This window comes from Bdellovibrio sp. SKB1291214, from assembly GCF_002209355.2.
Lineage (GTDB): Bacteria > Bdellovibrionota > Bdellovibrionia > Bdellovibrionales > Bdellovibrionaceae > Bdellovibrio.
Genome location: NZ_CP106855.1, coordinates 910,985 through 926,728, shown reverse-complemented (window position 1 = coordinate 926,728; position 15,744 = coordinate 910,985). Strand labels below are relative to the sequence as shown.

Genomic DNA, 15,744 nt, shown 5'->3' with positions numbered 1-15,744 from the left:
ATTTTGACTAAAAAGCGTATGTACAGAGCGAAAATCCGTAAGTAGTTAACGTCAGTTAATGAAGCGCATTTAAGCTAAGAAAGGCCGGGGGTGACCCGGCTTTTTTTTTGGAGTCTTTCGTGCAAAGACTTGTCATTGTTAATTGTCAAAGTCGGGCCCTGGGCCCAAGTTTCTGTAGCTAAATCATGTTATCTTTTTCCGATGAAGCTGTTGAGACCCCTAAAAAAAATCACTGGAAAAGATTTTATCAACAAACTAAGCCGAGATGACATCTTTGAGATGTCGGCTTCCCTGTCTTTTTATACGGCCTTGTCCTTGGCGCCACTTTTGGTTCTGCTTTTGACGTTCGTGGCGATCATGAATCAAAGCTTCCGAGAGGAGATTTTAACCCAGATAAACTTATTATTTGGAACCTCCTCATCGCAGATTTTAGAAGAGATTGCAAAGAATGTGGAGTCTCAACCTGATGTCCGAGATTTAGCGGGGATTCTGGGTATTATCACTTTGCTGTTTTCGGCCGGAGCCATTTTCGGCGAACTTCGGATGTCTTTGAATAAAATTTTTGAAGTGAAAATAGATTATAAAAAATTGGAAGAAGAAACTTTTCTGCAATCGGTTGGAACCTTCATGAAAACCAAACTGTTCAACATGGGAATGGTTCTGACATTTGTTTTTATCTCTATTATTTCGTTGGTTGTATCATCAGTACTATCTCTTTACCTAACCGGGACAGATGCGGTTATTGGCCAAATTTTAAACTTTGTGGTTTCGCTGCTGATCTTTGGTTTGCTGTTCAGTGCAATTTATTATTTTCTTCCTCAAGTCCAAGTTCGCTTAAAGGTTGCGATCACCTCGGGTTTCATCACAGCCTTTATGTTTTCAGTTGGAAAAGGTCTGATCGGACTTTATATGGGGCAAAGTGCGGTTGCGTCTTTGTACGGGGCGGCCGGCTCGTTCATCGTTTTATTGTTATGGGTTTATTATTCCTCCGCCGTGATTTTTCTCAGTGCGGAAGTAGCTAATGAAATTAATAAGGAGGAAAGACATGAAGAAGGTCTTCAGGGCGTTCGGTAGAGTTCATAAAGCAGTATGGATTGTATTGATCGTTCTTATCGCAGTTCGCCTGGCCCTGCCATATGGAATCAAGTACGGAATTAACTGGTACATGGGCAATAAGATGGAGAACTATAAAGGTCACATCGAAGATTTCGATTTGGCTTTATATCGTGGCGCTTATCAAATTCAAGATTTGAAAATTTGGGAAAAAAAGAAAAGCCCGAAACAGGCATTGGTCTCCGTCAAAGAAATCGATCTTTCCTTGGCATGGCGTGGAATTTTCGCCGGCAAGCTTTTGGGGGATTTGAATGTTGATGGCATGAAGCTTGATCTGGTCGACAGTGAAGATAAGAAAAAGAAAGACATGGGCACCGGAGAGGATTGGAAAACTGTTGTTGGCAAACTAATTCCCATAGAACTTGAGTCTTTCAGACTAGTGAACAGTGAAGTTCATTTATACAACAATGACTTTAAGGTCCCTGTGGACGTGGTGGTTGATCGCATTATGCTGTCAGCTACTAATATTAAAAACACGGACAATAAGAAGGAACTGTTGCCGAGCACGATGGAGGCCTCAGCTCGCTTGCAAAAAAGTGGAACGGTGACAGCGGGTGCAAAGTTGAATTTGTTGTCGAAAGCTCCGGCGGTGGAATCTAAATTTTCTATCGAAAAATTAGATGTCACTAAGCTTAATGATTTTTTCAAAGGTTATGGGCCCTTTACTTTTACGTCGGGTTCATTCAGTCTTGTTGGTGAAGTTAGTACCCGCGATAATCGTATCAAAGGTTACGTGAAGCCTTTCTTTGAAAATTTGGATGTCATTGATCCTAACGAGAAATATGACTCACCAAAAAGATTCTTTTTTGAGACAGGGTTGGCTCTGAGCAATTTGATCCTTAGAAATTCTGACAACAAAACAGTAGCCACCACTGTGGAATTTGAGGGCGCGATGAAGGGACCGGATATTAATTCCTGGGATGCCTTCTGGGGATCTTTAAGAAATGGATTTGTCGAAGCTTTGAAAAAGACTTTGGATAATACTATTTCTATTAAAGACGTTCCGAAAAAGAAGTAGTCAAGAAAGCGGAGTTCTTTAATAAAAAAGGCGGAGAGATTCCGCCTTTTTTATTTCCCCCTAGTGGACAAAGTGTGTCCGTACCTTTTAGTGGGCGTGTTTGGGATGTTCGCGACGTTGTTCGCCGAGACCCAGGACAGAAGTATCTTGGGGACCTTTTGCGAACTCTTTAATCATTTCTCGGCTGAATGCCGGGATGTCTGCGGGCTTACGGCTGGTAACCAGTCCGTTATCGACCACGACTTCGTTATCTTCCCATTCTCCGCCAGCATTGATGATGTCTGTGCGTATAGATGAATAACTTGTCACGCGTTTGCCACGCAGAACGCCTGTTTCAATCAACGTTTGAGGGCCGTGGCAGATAGCTGCAATGGGTTTGCCTTGGTCCACAAAGCCTTGAACAAATTGAACAACGCCTTCTTCGTCACGGAGCTTGTCGGGGTTTATAACGCCACCTGGAAGCATCAGAGCATCATAGTCGTCGGAACTTGCGACATTGATCGCAACGTCAACCTTAAGGGGTTTTGCCCAATTGCCTTTTTCCCAGCCTTTGATATCTCCGGAATTAATGGAAACAATTTCGACTTTGGCGCCGGCTTCTTCGAGGGCTTTTTTAGGTAGTAATAATTCAGATTGTTCAAAGCCGTCAGCTGCGAGGATTGCAACGTTCTTGCCTTCTAGCTCTTTACTCATAATCTTCCTCCTTGAATGAGCCTTAATGATTAGGCCTGACCAAGGAGGATGCAATTTACAGACAGGAATCGTGTCGAATAACAGGTCTACTCCAACAACGTCGGAGTGCTTATTATTTTGCGCGGCAATTTACAAAGACGGGTGCTTGTTGGGAACCCAAAGTCATAGTCAAAACTTGAGTGTCACCTGGGATCATATTGCGAACTGCGGCCGCAAAGCCTTCGCCGGCATTTACGACTGTCGTGGAGCCCGCATCTAGGATGGAAACTTGGGAAGACGCGTAAGAGATAGTTACACCTCTCTGACCTTTTTCTTTGCGAATCGTCAGTGGAGTTTCACCTTGTTGTTCGAAGTCAACTGTACCGATTGTTACATCGTTTTCGAAGGACTTTACGCTCGCGCCCATGATCTTGCCACCGATTTGACAAACGATGCTATCCACTTGGATTTCGCCGATGCTTGGCAATGAGCGAGCCGCCAGTACTTCCGTCGTTTCGTCTAACTTCCATCTGCTAGCAATATCCAATGCAAGAGGGGAGTTGTCGCGAATGGTTGGGTCGATGTAAAGCTTGATCAGGCCTTGAACCGCATCGTTTTGGGCAATAAGGGCTGGCAATTGCTGGCCCAGAGCCTTACGAACGGCAGGAACATTTTCTTTGCAAGTTTCGATGACTTTTTCAATTTCAGCTGTCGCCGCAACTTGCGTAGCAATTAATGCTGGAAGACTGATTCTTTGTTTTTCGCTTAAGAATGCTTTGTAGTTATTAACAAAGATCGCCAAGGAACCGCAAAGCTTCTCGTTGTTACCAGAGTGAAAATCTCCGATCAAAGCATTTGCTTTACCGTTTACGTTTGCAGCAAAAGCCTTCACTGTTGCCAGTTCACTTTCACCGGGATTTAGCATCAAATCTCGTTTTTGCAGGGCTTCTGCGATCGCATCTTGTTTCGCAGAATCATACCCATAGATAGCGGCGATTTTTTTGAAGGACTTAAGGATGGCTGTCGATTGCATTTGCTTATCAGTCAGGGCACCTTGCAGGTCTTTGAGTTCGATAGCAGCTTTCACCTCACCCGAGTTAAGAGCTTTTCTAACAGTCAGGTCCTTAGGGCCTTTTTTAGTGAAAAATTCTTTAAGTAGAACAAAGTCCGCCGCTGTATCTGTGTTGGCAGCGATATCCATGTCCATGCGCAGTGCTACTTTGAAAACCTTTGTTTGAAGGTCCTTCATCGCATCCTGGCGTGATGTCGAGTCGATCAGTGTATCTGATGACTCCGTTGCGTTATTTTCCTGAGCTGCAACATCTTGATTTTGCAACTGCGGAGTGATGTCTTTACTTGTCGCTGAATCCGATTTGCTACCTTGCTGGCAACCAGCCGTAATGATCAGAAGAGCGCTAGCTAGGATTAATTTCTTCATAGGGTGTCCTTCTCTCTTCAAAAAATTACTTTGTGTCATCCGCGCCAGGCAGGATCGTTAACAAGTACATCAGTTTATCATTCGATGGCAATGAGCCTGCTTTGAACATTTTAATGTCGTTAGCAGAGATGCCAGCATATTCAGGTGAAGTGGCTGCTGCTACTACAGGCTCGTGGTTTGTCGAGCGCGGAATGTTGGCTGGTCTGTTTCTTTCAACCAAAAGACCTTCCAAATCTTTGCCCGGCAGTTTCGTCAAAAGCTCGTTCTTTTTCATAGTCACCATGGCGTTTTGAGCCAGAGCGTTTTCGGTCAAAGCGACGGCTTTGAATGTCCCGTTGTCTACAGTTGTTGCGTTCGCATCGCTGTTGATCACAGAAGTTTTTGCGATACGGTTCACACGGAACTGATCAACGAATGCTTTGTCTTCCGTATGGTGAGTTTGTGAAGAACCCATACGTCTTTGAATTGTATTCAACAACATTTGTTGGAAGCTGACTTTATGATTTGGCAAGCCCATGCGACGAGCCGCTGAATCAACAAGTGGCACTTCGAACCAGTGAGTTTGAATACCACGTTTAACCATGTCTGGAGTGATGAATAATTGGTAGCTCCAGTCAGCGTCAAAGATTGGTTGGTTCAAGTTATCACGGAAAGTGATCTTGCTTGTGTTTTGGTCAAACAAGATCCCTGTTACTGCGGAAGCGATTTCCGTAGATAGGTCTTTAACGTCCATATAGTTGTCTTCGTGGTTGTTAGTACCGTAAGTGCTGCGAGCAAACAAAGCTTGCGCCGCTGCCAACTTATCCGGACCGATACCGCGCACGTCGATTTGGTCGGCGTAGTTCGTTTGCGTTTTAGGATCTTTTTGATCGTTAAAGAACTTACCAGCTTGCGCAACCAGGATCACTTTGTCTGTTTGCTCGACGTCAGCACAGCTTATCGCATCAGCACTTAGGTTTCTAAGCATTGTTACATCAACGATCTTGTTAGGTTCTTCTTTCATCGCGTAAGCACACATGACTTCTGGAGTTTGCAGAACTCTTACGAAGAAGCGGCCCGAGATTAAAGTCGCTTGTTTTAAGTCTTTCAACCACGGGATTGTTTCCCACTCTGGAGAATCATCCGTCAAACCGAAACGGTTTTTAAGGTTAGAGTACGTCTCAAAGAAGTTACGGATGTACTGGAAGCGAGACATATTACCGCTGTAGTAACCACCAGTTTGAACTTTAGAGAAATTCTCGCGGCCATTACGGAAGTTACGAGTCGCATAAGAATCATCATAAGCTTTTATCAAATACTGAACGATTTCAGTGTAGTTCGTACCTTTGTCAAAGCGTTTGCAGCCCGGGTTGGCATCAACACCTTCATCAGAGCAGTATGAGAAATCGCGAAGCGCCAACTCCTTTTTATCAGTAGTTAGTTTTTCCAAAGTTTCTGGAATTTCAACAGAACCACCATTTTCAGTTTGTACGACACGTTTATAACCGAAGCGCAATGCTGCGATATCGTATTTACCCAGCGTCGGAAGAAGGTTCAGTTCGCTGTAACCATAATCCATGACAGAGCTGTATGGGATTTCGTGTTTAACGCCCATCTTAGCCAATTCACCTTGAGTGTAGAAGTTCATACGGTCTTCAGAACCTTGGAAGTTATGACGAAGACCCAAGTTGTGACCTAACTCGTGCACTAATGTTGGAACCCAGATCTCTGGCATAACGATCGCGATCACTTGAGCACGCTCATCTTCGGAAAGATCGTTCCAAAGTTTTAGTTTTTTACCAAGTTTACCCTGAAGAGCTGTCTTAATGTATTCGCTGAAGGGGAATAACTCTGACGGATAGTTGCAGTACTTAGACATAACGGAAAGCGCGTCCACCACTTTGGAAGCATCTTTTTGAGTCACGCCTTCATCGGCGTCAGCAGCTGCCATAAGTGTTGTTTGTGTTTTATATCGCGATTTACCAGCATTTGTGTTCGCAACAACCTCACGGATTTGTTTGCGTGAAAGTGCCGAAAGGTTGCTGTGCTCTTTCACCACGTTGTGAAGCTTATTCGGCGTCATTGCTGTGCCCGCAGATTTAGACTTCACGTAAGAGTTCGCGATTTTGTAACCTGTTTGTTGAGTCAATGCCCATTTCGCGTACTTATCAGTCGCGATCTTGTTTTTCATAGCCTCAGAAGGCGCCGCTTTTGCTTGAGCAGCTGCATTCGTACCAGAACCCTGAGATTCAGTTTCTTCGATGTGGGAAAGTTCGCGTACCACTTCGTCGTAAGTGTAACGAACACCTTGTACGAAGTTACCGTAATACATAGCCACACGGCCACTGATGATTTCCCCTGTGCGAGGATTTGCAACTGTAGGACCGTAACCCAATGGACCACCCGCAACTGGGTCTTCCACCATCACGATCATGCTGTTACGAGTGTCGCCGACCTGTTTGTGAGCAGGATCTTTAAGAACCAAACGAGTTTCAAGACCTGCGGCTTTTAAGCCCTCATTCACGCGATCGAAGGCAACTTGAGTCGCTTCTTTAATTGATTTGTATTGTGGTTTGTCGAAATTGTCAGAAAGGAAGTAAACGATTTCTTTTCTTTCTGGGTTCCAACGGTTCATCCACTCCTTTTGATTTTTCAAAGAGCGGTTGAAATCAACATCGTACTTGCGGTTTTCTGAAGTAAAGAAACCGAAAGTGTTCTGGTCTTTCAATGGATAGTTGATTGCTTTGTAACCTGGCGAAGTTACTTTGCTCAATTTATTGAAAGAGTAGTGATAAATGATTTGGCTTTGCAAGTCGTCCACGCTGTTTACGGAGTACATGGCACTACCCAAGCACTCTGGATTGCCCCGGAAGGATTTCTCGACTTGGATGTTCAAAGAATCATCTTTAAGTTCGTAGCTTAAGAATCGTGACGATGTCTCAGTGTAGCAAGACATGCCATAGAGCTGTTGCATCTCGACTGGCAGCAAAGAAAAACCTGTAGTTTTCATCCCGTTAAAGTCAGGGATGAACTTGGTTTTTTTAGACCAGTTCAATTCGCTGTTTTCTTCTTCTTTGTTGGTACATTTGCCGTAGCGGTCTTCAGAGCAACGGTATTCAACGTTTTTGATTGGAATTTCCATCAAAACTTTGTCGTTCAAAGTGTTGTCTTTCGCCAATTTGGATTCTTCGTTCACTTGAAGAACTTGAAGAGTGTTTTCAGTAAAGCGGAACTTGACGATTTTTTCCTGACCTTGCCAGTAAGGTTGAGCCGAGGCCACACCGGCGTCGTCAGCCCCAGACAAGTCAGAGGATGCTACGAATAAGTATTCGTCGTCCGGAGAAAGAGCGGCTTTAGTTTCAACGTTTTCTTTGTAGACCTGCTTGTACGGAACTTCTTTCGTACAAGAAATCATCACGCTGGAAATTGCGAGCAGCAATGCACCAGTAACTGGAATTTTGCGTCGAATGTTGCTCTTCATGTCTCTCTCCTCTTCAAAAACTCTCAAAAACTAAAAACTTAAAATTAAATGCTCAAGGTAATACCGGCTTTAATGACTGAACTCGTGTCATTGAAAATCTCGATATTGGAGTCAACTCCGTTTGGTTTCAATGCGCTTCCCTCGTTGGAAGTGCCAATATAAGCTGAAAAATGAGGTGTAAATTCATAAGATAAGTCCGCGCTGAAAAGAAACTTCATGCGGTTGTCGTCGTTATAAAGCCATGCCTCTGTATATTTAAATAGAGTGTCTAAAGCAAAGTTCCCAAACAGGGGCAAGGTGTATCCCACTGTTGCTGCCGCAGTATTGCGAATGTTGTAACCACCATCGGCTGTCATATTGTATTCGTGGAAGTTGCGCGCCACTGAAATACCAGTTGTTGCTGAACTTCCCCAGAACAGATTTTTATAAACAAGGGTCGAGGCCAGTGCCGCCGTACCTTGCAAGGAAGATTGGTCTTGAGCTTTGCGATTTGTTGGTAAGATCGCTGTGATTGAATTTTTCCAATCGATATTAGTAGCTAGTGGAGTTGTAAAACCTAAACCAATTGTAGAATTATCGAAACCAGCATCTTGCGGACCTGTATGGTCTTTGTAGAGCGCAGTAGAAATCTTAAGGCTTGTGATTTTATTAAACTTATAGACCATGACTGCTTCCAACGCAGTTTGGGCTTCGCGGCCGTTCATTTCGTCTTTCATCATGTTGCTGGCAGTTTCAAGATTAAATACGAATGTCCATGGCGACTCTGGCGCTTTCGGAGCAACAGGAGCCTTAGGTTTCATTGTGGAAGTCGATGGGTTCGCTGCGAACGCAGGAGCCACAAAAGAAAGGGCAGCAAGGATTGTTAACCCTCGGATTGCACTTCTCATATATTTAAGGCCCGTAAAGCTGTTCACCATAGACTCCACGATGGGTTTTTAAAATCAGAACCCATCTCTAAGTTCTATATGAGCAAGGGGTAGGCCATTAAAAAGGAGTTAAGACCGCATTTAAACGGATATAGCGCACTGGTGCCATGTTCATGACATTCCACGCAGCGAGCTGTTAATAGTTTGGTCAGGTCTTTTGCTGTGTCTCAAATTGAGATAGGATATTTCTTCAGGGGGCATTCATGATCATTCAACCTCATATTTTAACTAAAGCACTGGACGCCGCACTCTCTACGGGGGCGGATTTCGCAGATATCTTTGTCGAAGACACGTACTCTTCGAACCTTTCTATTTTGAGCTCTAAAGCAGATCAGGCCATTGTCGGCCAGCTTTACGGAGCTGGGATTCGCTTGTTCTTTGGCCACGAGATTGTCTATGTGACTACAAATGATTTAACTGAGCAGGGCTTGGTGAAGGCTGCATTGAATGCGGCGAAGAGCCGCGGCACCGGCGAAGCTAAAAAGGCGATGCCTTTAATGCAAGTGCCCTTCGATTCGATTCACACTTATGGGGATAAACCATGGGAGATGAATCGCGACCGCAAGTTTGCTTGGATGAACTCTTTAGATCAACATGCGCGTGCCCGAAATTCAGCAGTCACACAAGTTGAAGCGGCTTTGAATGAAAAATTTCAGAAAGTGCAGATCGCAAACTCACGCGGTTTGATGGCCTATGATGAGCGCGCATACAGTCGCTTGAATATGGAAGTCTTTGTTGAAAATAATGGCGTGAAAGAAAGCTCTAGCGAACGTTATGGGCACATGGGAACTTCAGAGCTTTATGATGGTTTGAACCTGCAAAGTTTTGCTCACGAAAACGTAGACCGCGCCATGGGACTGACAACAGCCAAGTTTGCGCCAGCGGGTGAAATGCCTGTGGTGATTGATAATTCCTTCGGGGGAGTTTTATTCCACGAGGCTTGCGGTCACGGTCTTGAGACCACGGCTGTGGCAAAAGATTCCTCTGTGTTCTGCGGTAAGATGGGCCAGAAGATTGCCAATGAATGTGTGACGGCAATCGATGATGGAACCATCAAAAATGGGTGGGGCTCTTTGAATATCGACGATGAAGGTAATAAAACCAAACGTACGACGCTGATTGAAAATGGTGTCTTGAAATCCTATATCGTGGATGAAATGGGTGCGCGTCAAACGGGGTATGATGTGACGGGCAGTGGTCGTCGTCAGTCGTACAAATACGCACCGGCTTCTCGTATGAGAAATACGTTTATTGATGCGGGTAAGGATTCCTTTGAAGACATGATCCGCGATGTGGATTACGGTCTTTACGCTAAAAACATGGGCGGGGGTTCGGTGAATCCTGGTACGGGTGACTATAACTTCCAAGTACGCGAAGCTTATATTATCAGAAACGGTCGAATCGAAGAGATGGTGAAAGGTGCCTGCCTGATCGGTCGCGGTATCGATACATTGGGTAAGATCACCAAAGTTTCTAATGAGCTAAAATTGGCGACTGGCATGTGTGGTTCCGTCAGCGGTTCTATCCCCGCAGCTGTGGGACAGCCGCAGATTCTAGTTTCAAGTCTGATGGTTGGTGGGAGAGCTGGATAATGGATACTATCAAAGAGAACTTTCAAAAGATCTTGGCTCAAGCCAAACAAGATGGCGTTAAAGTTGAAATGCTAATTTCTGGCGGAGAGAGCCTGGAGTTGGGTTATCAAAAAAAGGCCTTGAAGGATTTTGAATCCACGCAAACGCAAATGGCGGGACTGCGTGTCTTAAAAGGTGCGGCCCAAGGTTACGCCTATACAGAAAATCTGTCGCTAGAAGCGTTGCTTCGCACTTACAGCGAAGCATTGAATAATGCTAAAACCGTACAAAGCGCAGAAAGTTTCGAGATTCCTATGATGAAACCCCAACCTTTCAAGGCGATGAATCTGTTCAATCCCGAAGAGATTGAAATGGATAAAAAAATGGAAGTGGCGAAAGCCCTTGAAGAAAAGTGCTTAGGTTTGGATCCTCGTGTTCAATCGGTGCCTTACTCTGGTTTTTCACAGGGTTCCTCTTTTTCAAGAATTTTGAACTCTGAAGGCGTTGATCAAGAGTTTAGACAAAGTTATTACACGGGAAGTGCGGCTCCTTTAGTTAAAGAAGGGGAAACTTCAAAAATGGGGGGCGAAGGATTCTTTGTTCGCTCATTTGCAGAAATCAATATTGATGAAGTGGCTCGGGAGGGCGTTAACAACGGCGTTAAATACCTGGGGGCGACAAAGCTTAAAACTGGAAACTATCCGGTGGTTCTTGATCGTAAAGTATTTCCGACTGTGCTTGCAATGTTACTTTCCTATTTGTCTGCTAAAGAAGTGCATGAAGGTAAGTCTTTGCTTAAAGGAAAAGTGGGAGAAAAAGTCGCCAGCGACAAGTTCACTCTTATTGACGATCCCTTTGAACTTCATGGGACAGCGGTCCGACCATTTGATGCAGAGGGTGCGCCTTCGCAAAAAACCGTTTTGTTTGAAAATGGTGTGTTGAAAAACTTCCTGACGAACTTAGAGTACGCTCAGCGTATGAACTTACCACATACGGCTCACGCTGCTCGCGGCCCGAGTTCTCCGATGGGAATTGGTCCGACGAATTTGGTTGTGTCTAAGGGGTCTAAAACACAACAGGAGCTTTTGACTTTAAACCCAGGACAAACAGTGCACATCACAAAATTTACCGGTGGATTGCACGCCGGCTTCAAAGATTCCACAGGGGATTTATCAATGCCAGCAGAGGGCTTTTTGTATGAAAACGGCAAATGCCTAGGGCCCGTCGATCAATTCGTGGTTTCAGGAAATGTATTGGATGTTTTGCGTGACATTGTGGAATTAGGTGACACTTACGGTCGCCCAGGTCGCAGCCTGATTGCGCCAGATGTTTTAATTAAATCAATGAGCTTTGCTGGCGGATAACCGCCAGCAAACACTATCTTTAAGAAGCGAAGCGGCCCTTGATACGCGAGAAGAGACCCTTCTTAGCCCAGATTTCAGGGGAGCTTTGCAGTCGCTCGTAATTTTCATCGATATACCTCAGTTGATCGTAGAGCAAATCCACGGCTTCTTTCGCGGACTGATAACTATCGGCTCCGATATAGTTTTGATACTTAGGACTTTCAATCCAAAGCTCACCCTTGGTATTTAAGGTGATTTGAACATAAGCGAAACCGTACACGCGGTTCTTGCCGTCGGTACTTACTTCGCCTTCGAATTTTAAGTGATTAAAGAGCCAGTTTTGTTTGGCTTGTTCTTCCAATTTGTTAGCGATATATTGACGTGCCTGTGCGCTGACCATGGAAAACTCCTTTCTCCAACGAAGTCTTTATCGGGTGGAAGGAGCTGCGGCTTTAGACCTTGGACTGGGAAAATCCATTTCGTGTTGTGAACATCCGTCTTAGTTAGCCTTTAAAATTATTTGTTTTTCAGAATGACACTGGCAATCTCTGTGAACCCCATACCGCCGCGCTGGGATGCTACATATGTGGGCTTTGCTTTAATTTGATCAACAAAGTGTTGGATGTTTGCAACGGCAAAACTATGGGGAAAATATTGAAACATGGGTTCGTCATTGGGAGAGTCTCCGCTAAAACCGCAAACTTTTTTAGCGTCTTCAGCTGAGACACCGAACTCGTGTTGCAGAAATTTAAGAGACATAGACAGTTTGTTGTAATCACCAAACCAACCATTTACATGAATGGAGCTGACCTTCGCTTGAGCACCGTGGGCCACGAAAATATCCACGATTTTTTGTACCTCGGATTTTGGCAGAGCCGGAACATCTTCGCAAAAATCGATAGCCAGATCCATCAATCGGCAGAACTGATCACTCGCTAGTTCACACCCCGGAACTTTTTTTAGAATTTCTGTTTCTAGTTGATTGAGTTTTGCACGATTCGTGGCTTGAGTTTGTTCGTCAAAAAAGAAATGGCGATGCATTTTCTTTCCGTGATAGCGAAAATAGAAACCACCGTTTTCTCCAACGATCCCACTGACGGGCCACACACGCGCGATCATCTCGCACCATCCAGCGGGACGACCCGTTACTGGGATCACTTTGATTCCCGCATGGTACAGGGCCCACATGGCTTCGTAAGCTTCTGCTCCCAAAAGACCTTCATCAGTCAGGGTGTCATCGATATCTGTGAGTAAAAACTTGAGGGAAGTTGCAAAGTCAGAAATTGGTTTCATGCTCACAAGGTATCTGCTTTTGGTACTGGTTGTCAAAATTCAGACTTGCCTAATAGGAGTTCAGCATTCATGTTTTGTCTATATATTATATCCCGGTTACAAGCCGGATGAAGGGCTGGGTACATGGCCAAAAAAACTGACGCGGCATCCGACGGAATCAAACTCGTCATCGTGGAGTCTCCAACCAAGGCAAAAACAATTCGTAAGTTTCTAGGCAGAGACTACGTTGTTGAGTCTTGTATGGGACATATCCGCGACTTGCCTCAATCCGCAAAAGACATCCCTGAAAAAGTAAAAAAAGAAAAATGGGCACAGCTCGGGGTCAACGTTGATAAAAACTTTGAACCTCTTTACTGCATTCCGAAAGACAAAACTAAAGTTGTTAAGAATCTTAAAGATAAACTCGACGAAGCCTCAGAGCTTTACCTCGCGACCGATGAAGACCGCGAAGGGGAGTCTATCAGCTGGCATTTGCTTGAAGTTCTAAAACCAAAAGTTCCAACAAAACGCATGGTGTTTCATGAGATCACGAAAGATGCGATCCAGAAGGCATTGAAAGACACGCGTGAGATCGACTTTAACTTGGTACGTGCGCAGGAAGCTCGTCGCGTGTTGGACCGTTTGGTGGGATATACGATTTCCCCACTTTTGTGGAAGAAAGTCGCTTACGGGTTATCAGCGGGTCGGGTGCAATCCGTGGCTGTGCGTTTGATCGTCGAGCGTGAGCAAGAGCGCATCCGATTTAAAAAATCTGCTTACTGGGGTGTATTGGCAGAGCTATCGAAAGATGGCGTAAACTTCGAATCGCGTCTGCAGCAGTACAAACAACAGCGCGTGGCGACTGGTAAAGACTTTGATGGTCTGACAGGTCAGTTGACTGCCGGTAAAGATGTTTTGGTTCTTGGAGAAAAAGATGCTGCAAAGTTGTCAGCTGATTTGAAATCAGGTCCATGGATTGTTTCTGATGTTGAAGAAAAACCGACATTTAGAAAACCAGCTGCGCCATTCATCACTTCTAGCTTGCAACAAGAATCGAATCGTAAATTGGGCTTGTCAGCCCGTGAAACGATGCAGGTCGCTCAAAAATTGTACGAACAAGGTTTCATCACCTATATGCGTACGGACTCTACGTTCTTGTCTAATGAAGCGATCAGTGCATCTCGCGAATGTATCAGTTCCAAATATGGTAAAGAGTATCTAACTCCACAGCCGCGAACTTATGCTGCTAAAAAAGTTAAAGGTGCACAGGAAGCCCATGAGGCGATTCGCCCAGCGGGTAACCAGTTCCAGGACCCGGATGAAACAGGTCTGACAGGTCATCAATTCAAACTTTACGATTTGATTTGGAAACGTACGATTGCATCGCAAATGGTTGATGCTCGTCAAAAACAAGTCAGCGCAAAAATCACGGTGGGTGATGCGATCTTTGGTGCCTCTGGTATGACGATCGAATTCCCAGGTTTCTTACGTGCCTATGTTGAGGGTTCTGATGATCCTGAAGCGGACTTGGCAGAACGTGAAGTGCGTTTGCCAGCACTTAAGGTCAAAGACTCTGTAAAGTGCACAAAATTAGATCCGACTTCTCATGAAACAAAACCTCCAGCTCGTTATACCGAGGCAAGCCTTGTACAAACGATGGAGAAAGAAGGCATCGGTCGTCCTTCCACCTACGCATCTGTAATTGGTACCATCATCGATCGCGGGTATGTTCGTAAGGGTGGCACAGCCTTGATTCCGACATTCACGGCAATGATTGTCTCCAAGTTATTGAGCAGCTATCTGACTCAGTATGTGGACTTGGGCTTTACTTCTGAAATGGAGCAAAGCCTGGATAATATTGCTGACGGTGAATTGGATTGGGAAAGCTATTTGGCATCGGTGTACAAAGGCCCTAAAGGTTTGCGTGCTATGGTTGACAGCCAAGAAGAGAAAATCAATCCAGACGAAGCTCGTACAATGTCTTTGGAAGGCATGGATAAATATAAATTCCATGTCGGCCGTTACGGAGCTTACTTAACGACTCAGCGGGATGGCGAAGATGTCAGCGCATCAGTTCCAGACAATGAATCGCCAGCGGATATCACTCCGGAGATCGCAGAAAAATTGATCGATCAAAAAATCAATGGTGCCGATGCTTTGGGTAAAGATCCAAAAACGGGCGAGCCAATTTATGTCTTGAGCGGCCGTTATGGTCCGTACGTTCAGTTGGGTGATGTATCACCTGAAAACGACAAACCAAAACGCGCATCACTCCCACCGAACATGCAGCCTGAGCAAGTAGATTTGCAAGCAGCTCTTGATTTGCTGTCTTTGCCAAGAACTTTGGGTGAACATCCAGGCACGGGTAAAGACGTTAAAGCAGGCTTGGGCCGCTTCGGTCCATTCGTTGTTCATGACGGCGACTATCGTTCGATTCCAAAAGGCGAAAGCGTTTTGAATATTACTTTCGAACGTGCGATGGAGATGTTGAATCAACCTAAGAAAGGTCGCGGCAAAGCGGCGGCCTTGCGGGATCTGGGGGCGCATCCTGAATCGGGCGACATGATTCAAGTTTTCAATGGTCCTTATGGTCCTTACATTAAAAGCGGTAAGGTCAATGCTTCGTTACCAGAGGGCACCACTGTTGAGACAGTGACTTTGGAACAGGCCGTGGGCTTGATCAACGAGAAAGGCCCTGCAAAAGGCTCTAAGGGAAAAGGCAAGGCGAAGGCCGCTGCTAAACCGAAAGCTGCAAAGGCTGCGAAAGAAACGAAAGCTGCTGCTCCTAAAAAGAGCCTTAAAAGTGCCGAGTCCGCCAAGGACAAAGCGCAAGCTCTCGGGGTTAAGAAAGTCGTTACACGAAAAAAGAAATAATTAAAAAAGCCGCTGAGACCCAGCGGCTTTTTCATTTGGAATGTTGATGGACGGTAA

At 45.0% G+C, this 15,744-nt stretch carries 11 protein-coding genes; 5 read left to right on the top strand and 6 right to left on the bottom strand.

Features of this window, described 5'->3' with window-relative positions; translation table 11 throughout:
* The first annotated feature begins 201 nt into the window (after positions 1 to 201).
* Entirely contained in the window at positions 202 to 1,074 is an 873-nt protein-coding gene (locus B9G69_RS04560; RefSeq protein ID WP_141096971.1) for a YihY/virulence factor BrkB family protein, read from the top strand.
* Positions 1,046 to 2,131, top strand: a complete 1,086-nt coding sequence (locus tag B9G69_RS04555) for a DUF748 domain-containing protein (protein WP_088616710.1) — start codon at positions 1,046 to 1,048, stop codon at positions 2,129 to 2,131. Before B9G69_RS04560 ends, B9G69_RS04555 begins: the two co-directional genes overlap by 29 nt.
* Before the next feature lie 87 nt (positions 2,132 to 2,218).
* Here the strand turns inward: B9G69_RS04555 and B9G69_RS04550 are convergent, their stop codons facing one another.
* From B9G69_RS04550 to B9G69_RS04535, 4 genes are all read right to left on the bottom strand, one after another.
* A complete protein-coding gene (locus B9G69_RS04550; protein WP_088616711.1) occupies positions 2,219 to 2,824 on the bottom strand; it encodes a type 1 glutamine amidotransferase domain-containing protein in 606 nt (201 codons plus the stop codon).
* Between the two features lie 112 nt (positions 2,825 to 2,936).
* Positions 2,937 to 4,241, bottom strand: coding sequence for a hypothetical protein (locus B9G69_RS04545; protein ID WP_088616712.1), 1,305 nt, complete (start codon positions 4,239 to 4,241; stop codon positions 2,937 to 2,939).
* A gap of 25 nt (positions 4,242 to 4,266) precedes the next feature.
* Positions 4,267 to 7,701, bottom strand: coding sequence for a zinc-dependent metalloprotease (locus tag B9G69_RS04540; protein ID WP_088616713.1), 3,435 nt, complete (start codon positions 7,699 to 7,701; stop codon positions 4,267 to 4,269).
* Between the two features lie 44 nt (positions 7,702 to 7,745).
* On the bottom strand, positions 7,746 to 8,627 hold the full coding sequence (locus B9G69_RS04535) for a hypothetical protein (RefSeq protein WP_217897731.1): 882 nt from the start codon (positions 8,625 to 8,627) through the stop codon (positions 7,746 to 7,748).
* A 203-nt stretch (positions 8,628 to 8,830) separates the two neighbouring features.
* On the opposite strand from B9G69_RS04535, the gene B9G69_RS04530 reads away from it, so the two are divergent.
* Together B9G69_RS04530 and B9G69_RS04525 are read left to right on the top strand one after the other, a co-directional pair.
* Positions 8,831 to 10,219, top strand: coding sequence for a TldD/PmbA family protein (locus tag B9G69_RS04530; protein ID WP_265437979.1), 1,389 nt, complete (start codon positions 8,831 to 8,833; stop codon positions 10,217 to 10,219).
* On the top strand, positions 10,219 to 11,562 hold the full coding sequence (locus tag B9G69_RS04525) for a TldD/PmbA family protein (RefSeq protein WP_088616716.1): 1,344 nt from the start codon (positions 10,219 to 10,221) through the stop codon (positions 11,560 to 11,562). The genes B9G69_RS04530 and B9G69_RS04525 overlap by 1 nt, the downstream gene beginning before the upstream one ends.
* A 19-nt stretch (positions 11,563 to 11,581) precedes the next feature.
* Here B9G69_RS04525 and B9G69_RS04520 read toward each other — a convergent pair whose 3' ends face one another.
* Both B9G69_RS04520 and B9G69_RS04515 read right to left on the bottom strand, forming a co-directional pair.
* A complete protein-coding gene (locus tag B9G69_RS04520) occupies positions 11,582 to 11,941 on the bottom strand; it encodes a hypothetical protein (protein WP_088616717.1) in 360 nt (119 codons plus the stop codon).
* 116 nt (positions 11,942 to 12,057) lie between these two features.
* Positions 12,058 to 12,834, bottom strand: a complete 777-nt coding sequence (locus B9G69_RS04515) for an HAD family hydrolase (protein ID WP_088616718.1) — start codon at positions 12,832 to 12,834, stop codon at positions 12,058 to 12,060.
* A gap of 123 nt (positions 12,835 to 12,957) precedes the next feature.
* On the opposite strand from B9G69_RS04515, the gene topA reads away from it, so the two are divergent.
* Complete coding sequence (gene topA / locus B9G69_RS04510; RefSeq protein ID WP_088616719.1) at positions 12,958 to 15,687, top strand: type I DNA topoisomerase; 2,730 nt, start codon at positions 12,958 to 12,960, stop codon at positions 15,685 to 15,687.
* Positions 15,688 to 15,744: the final 57 nt, after the last annotated feature.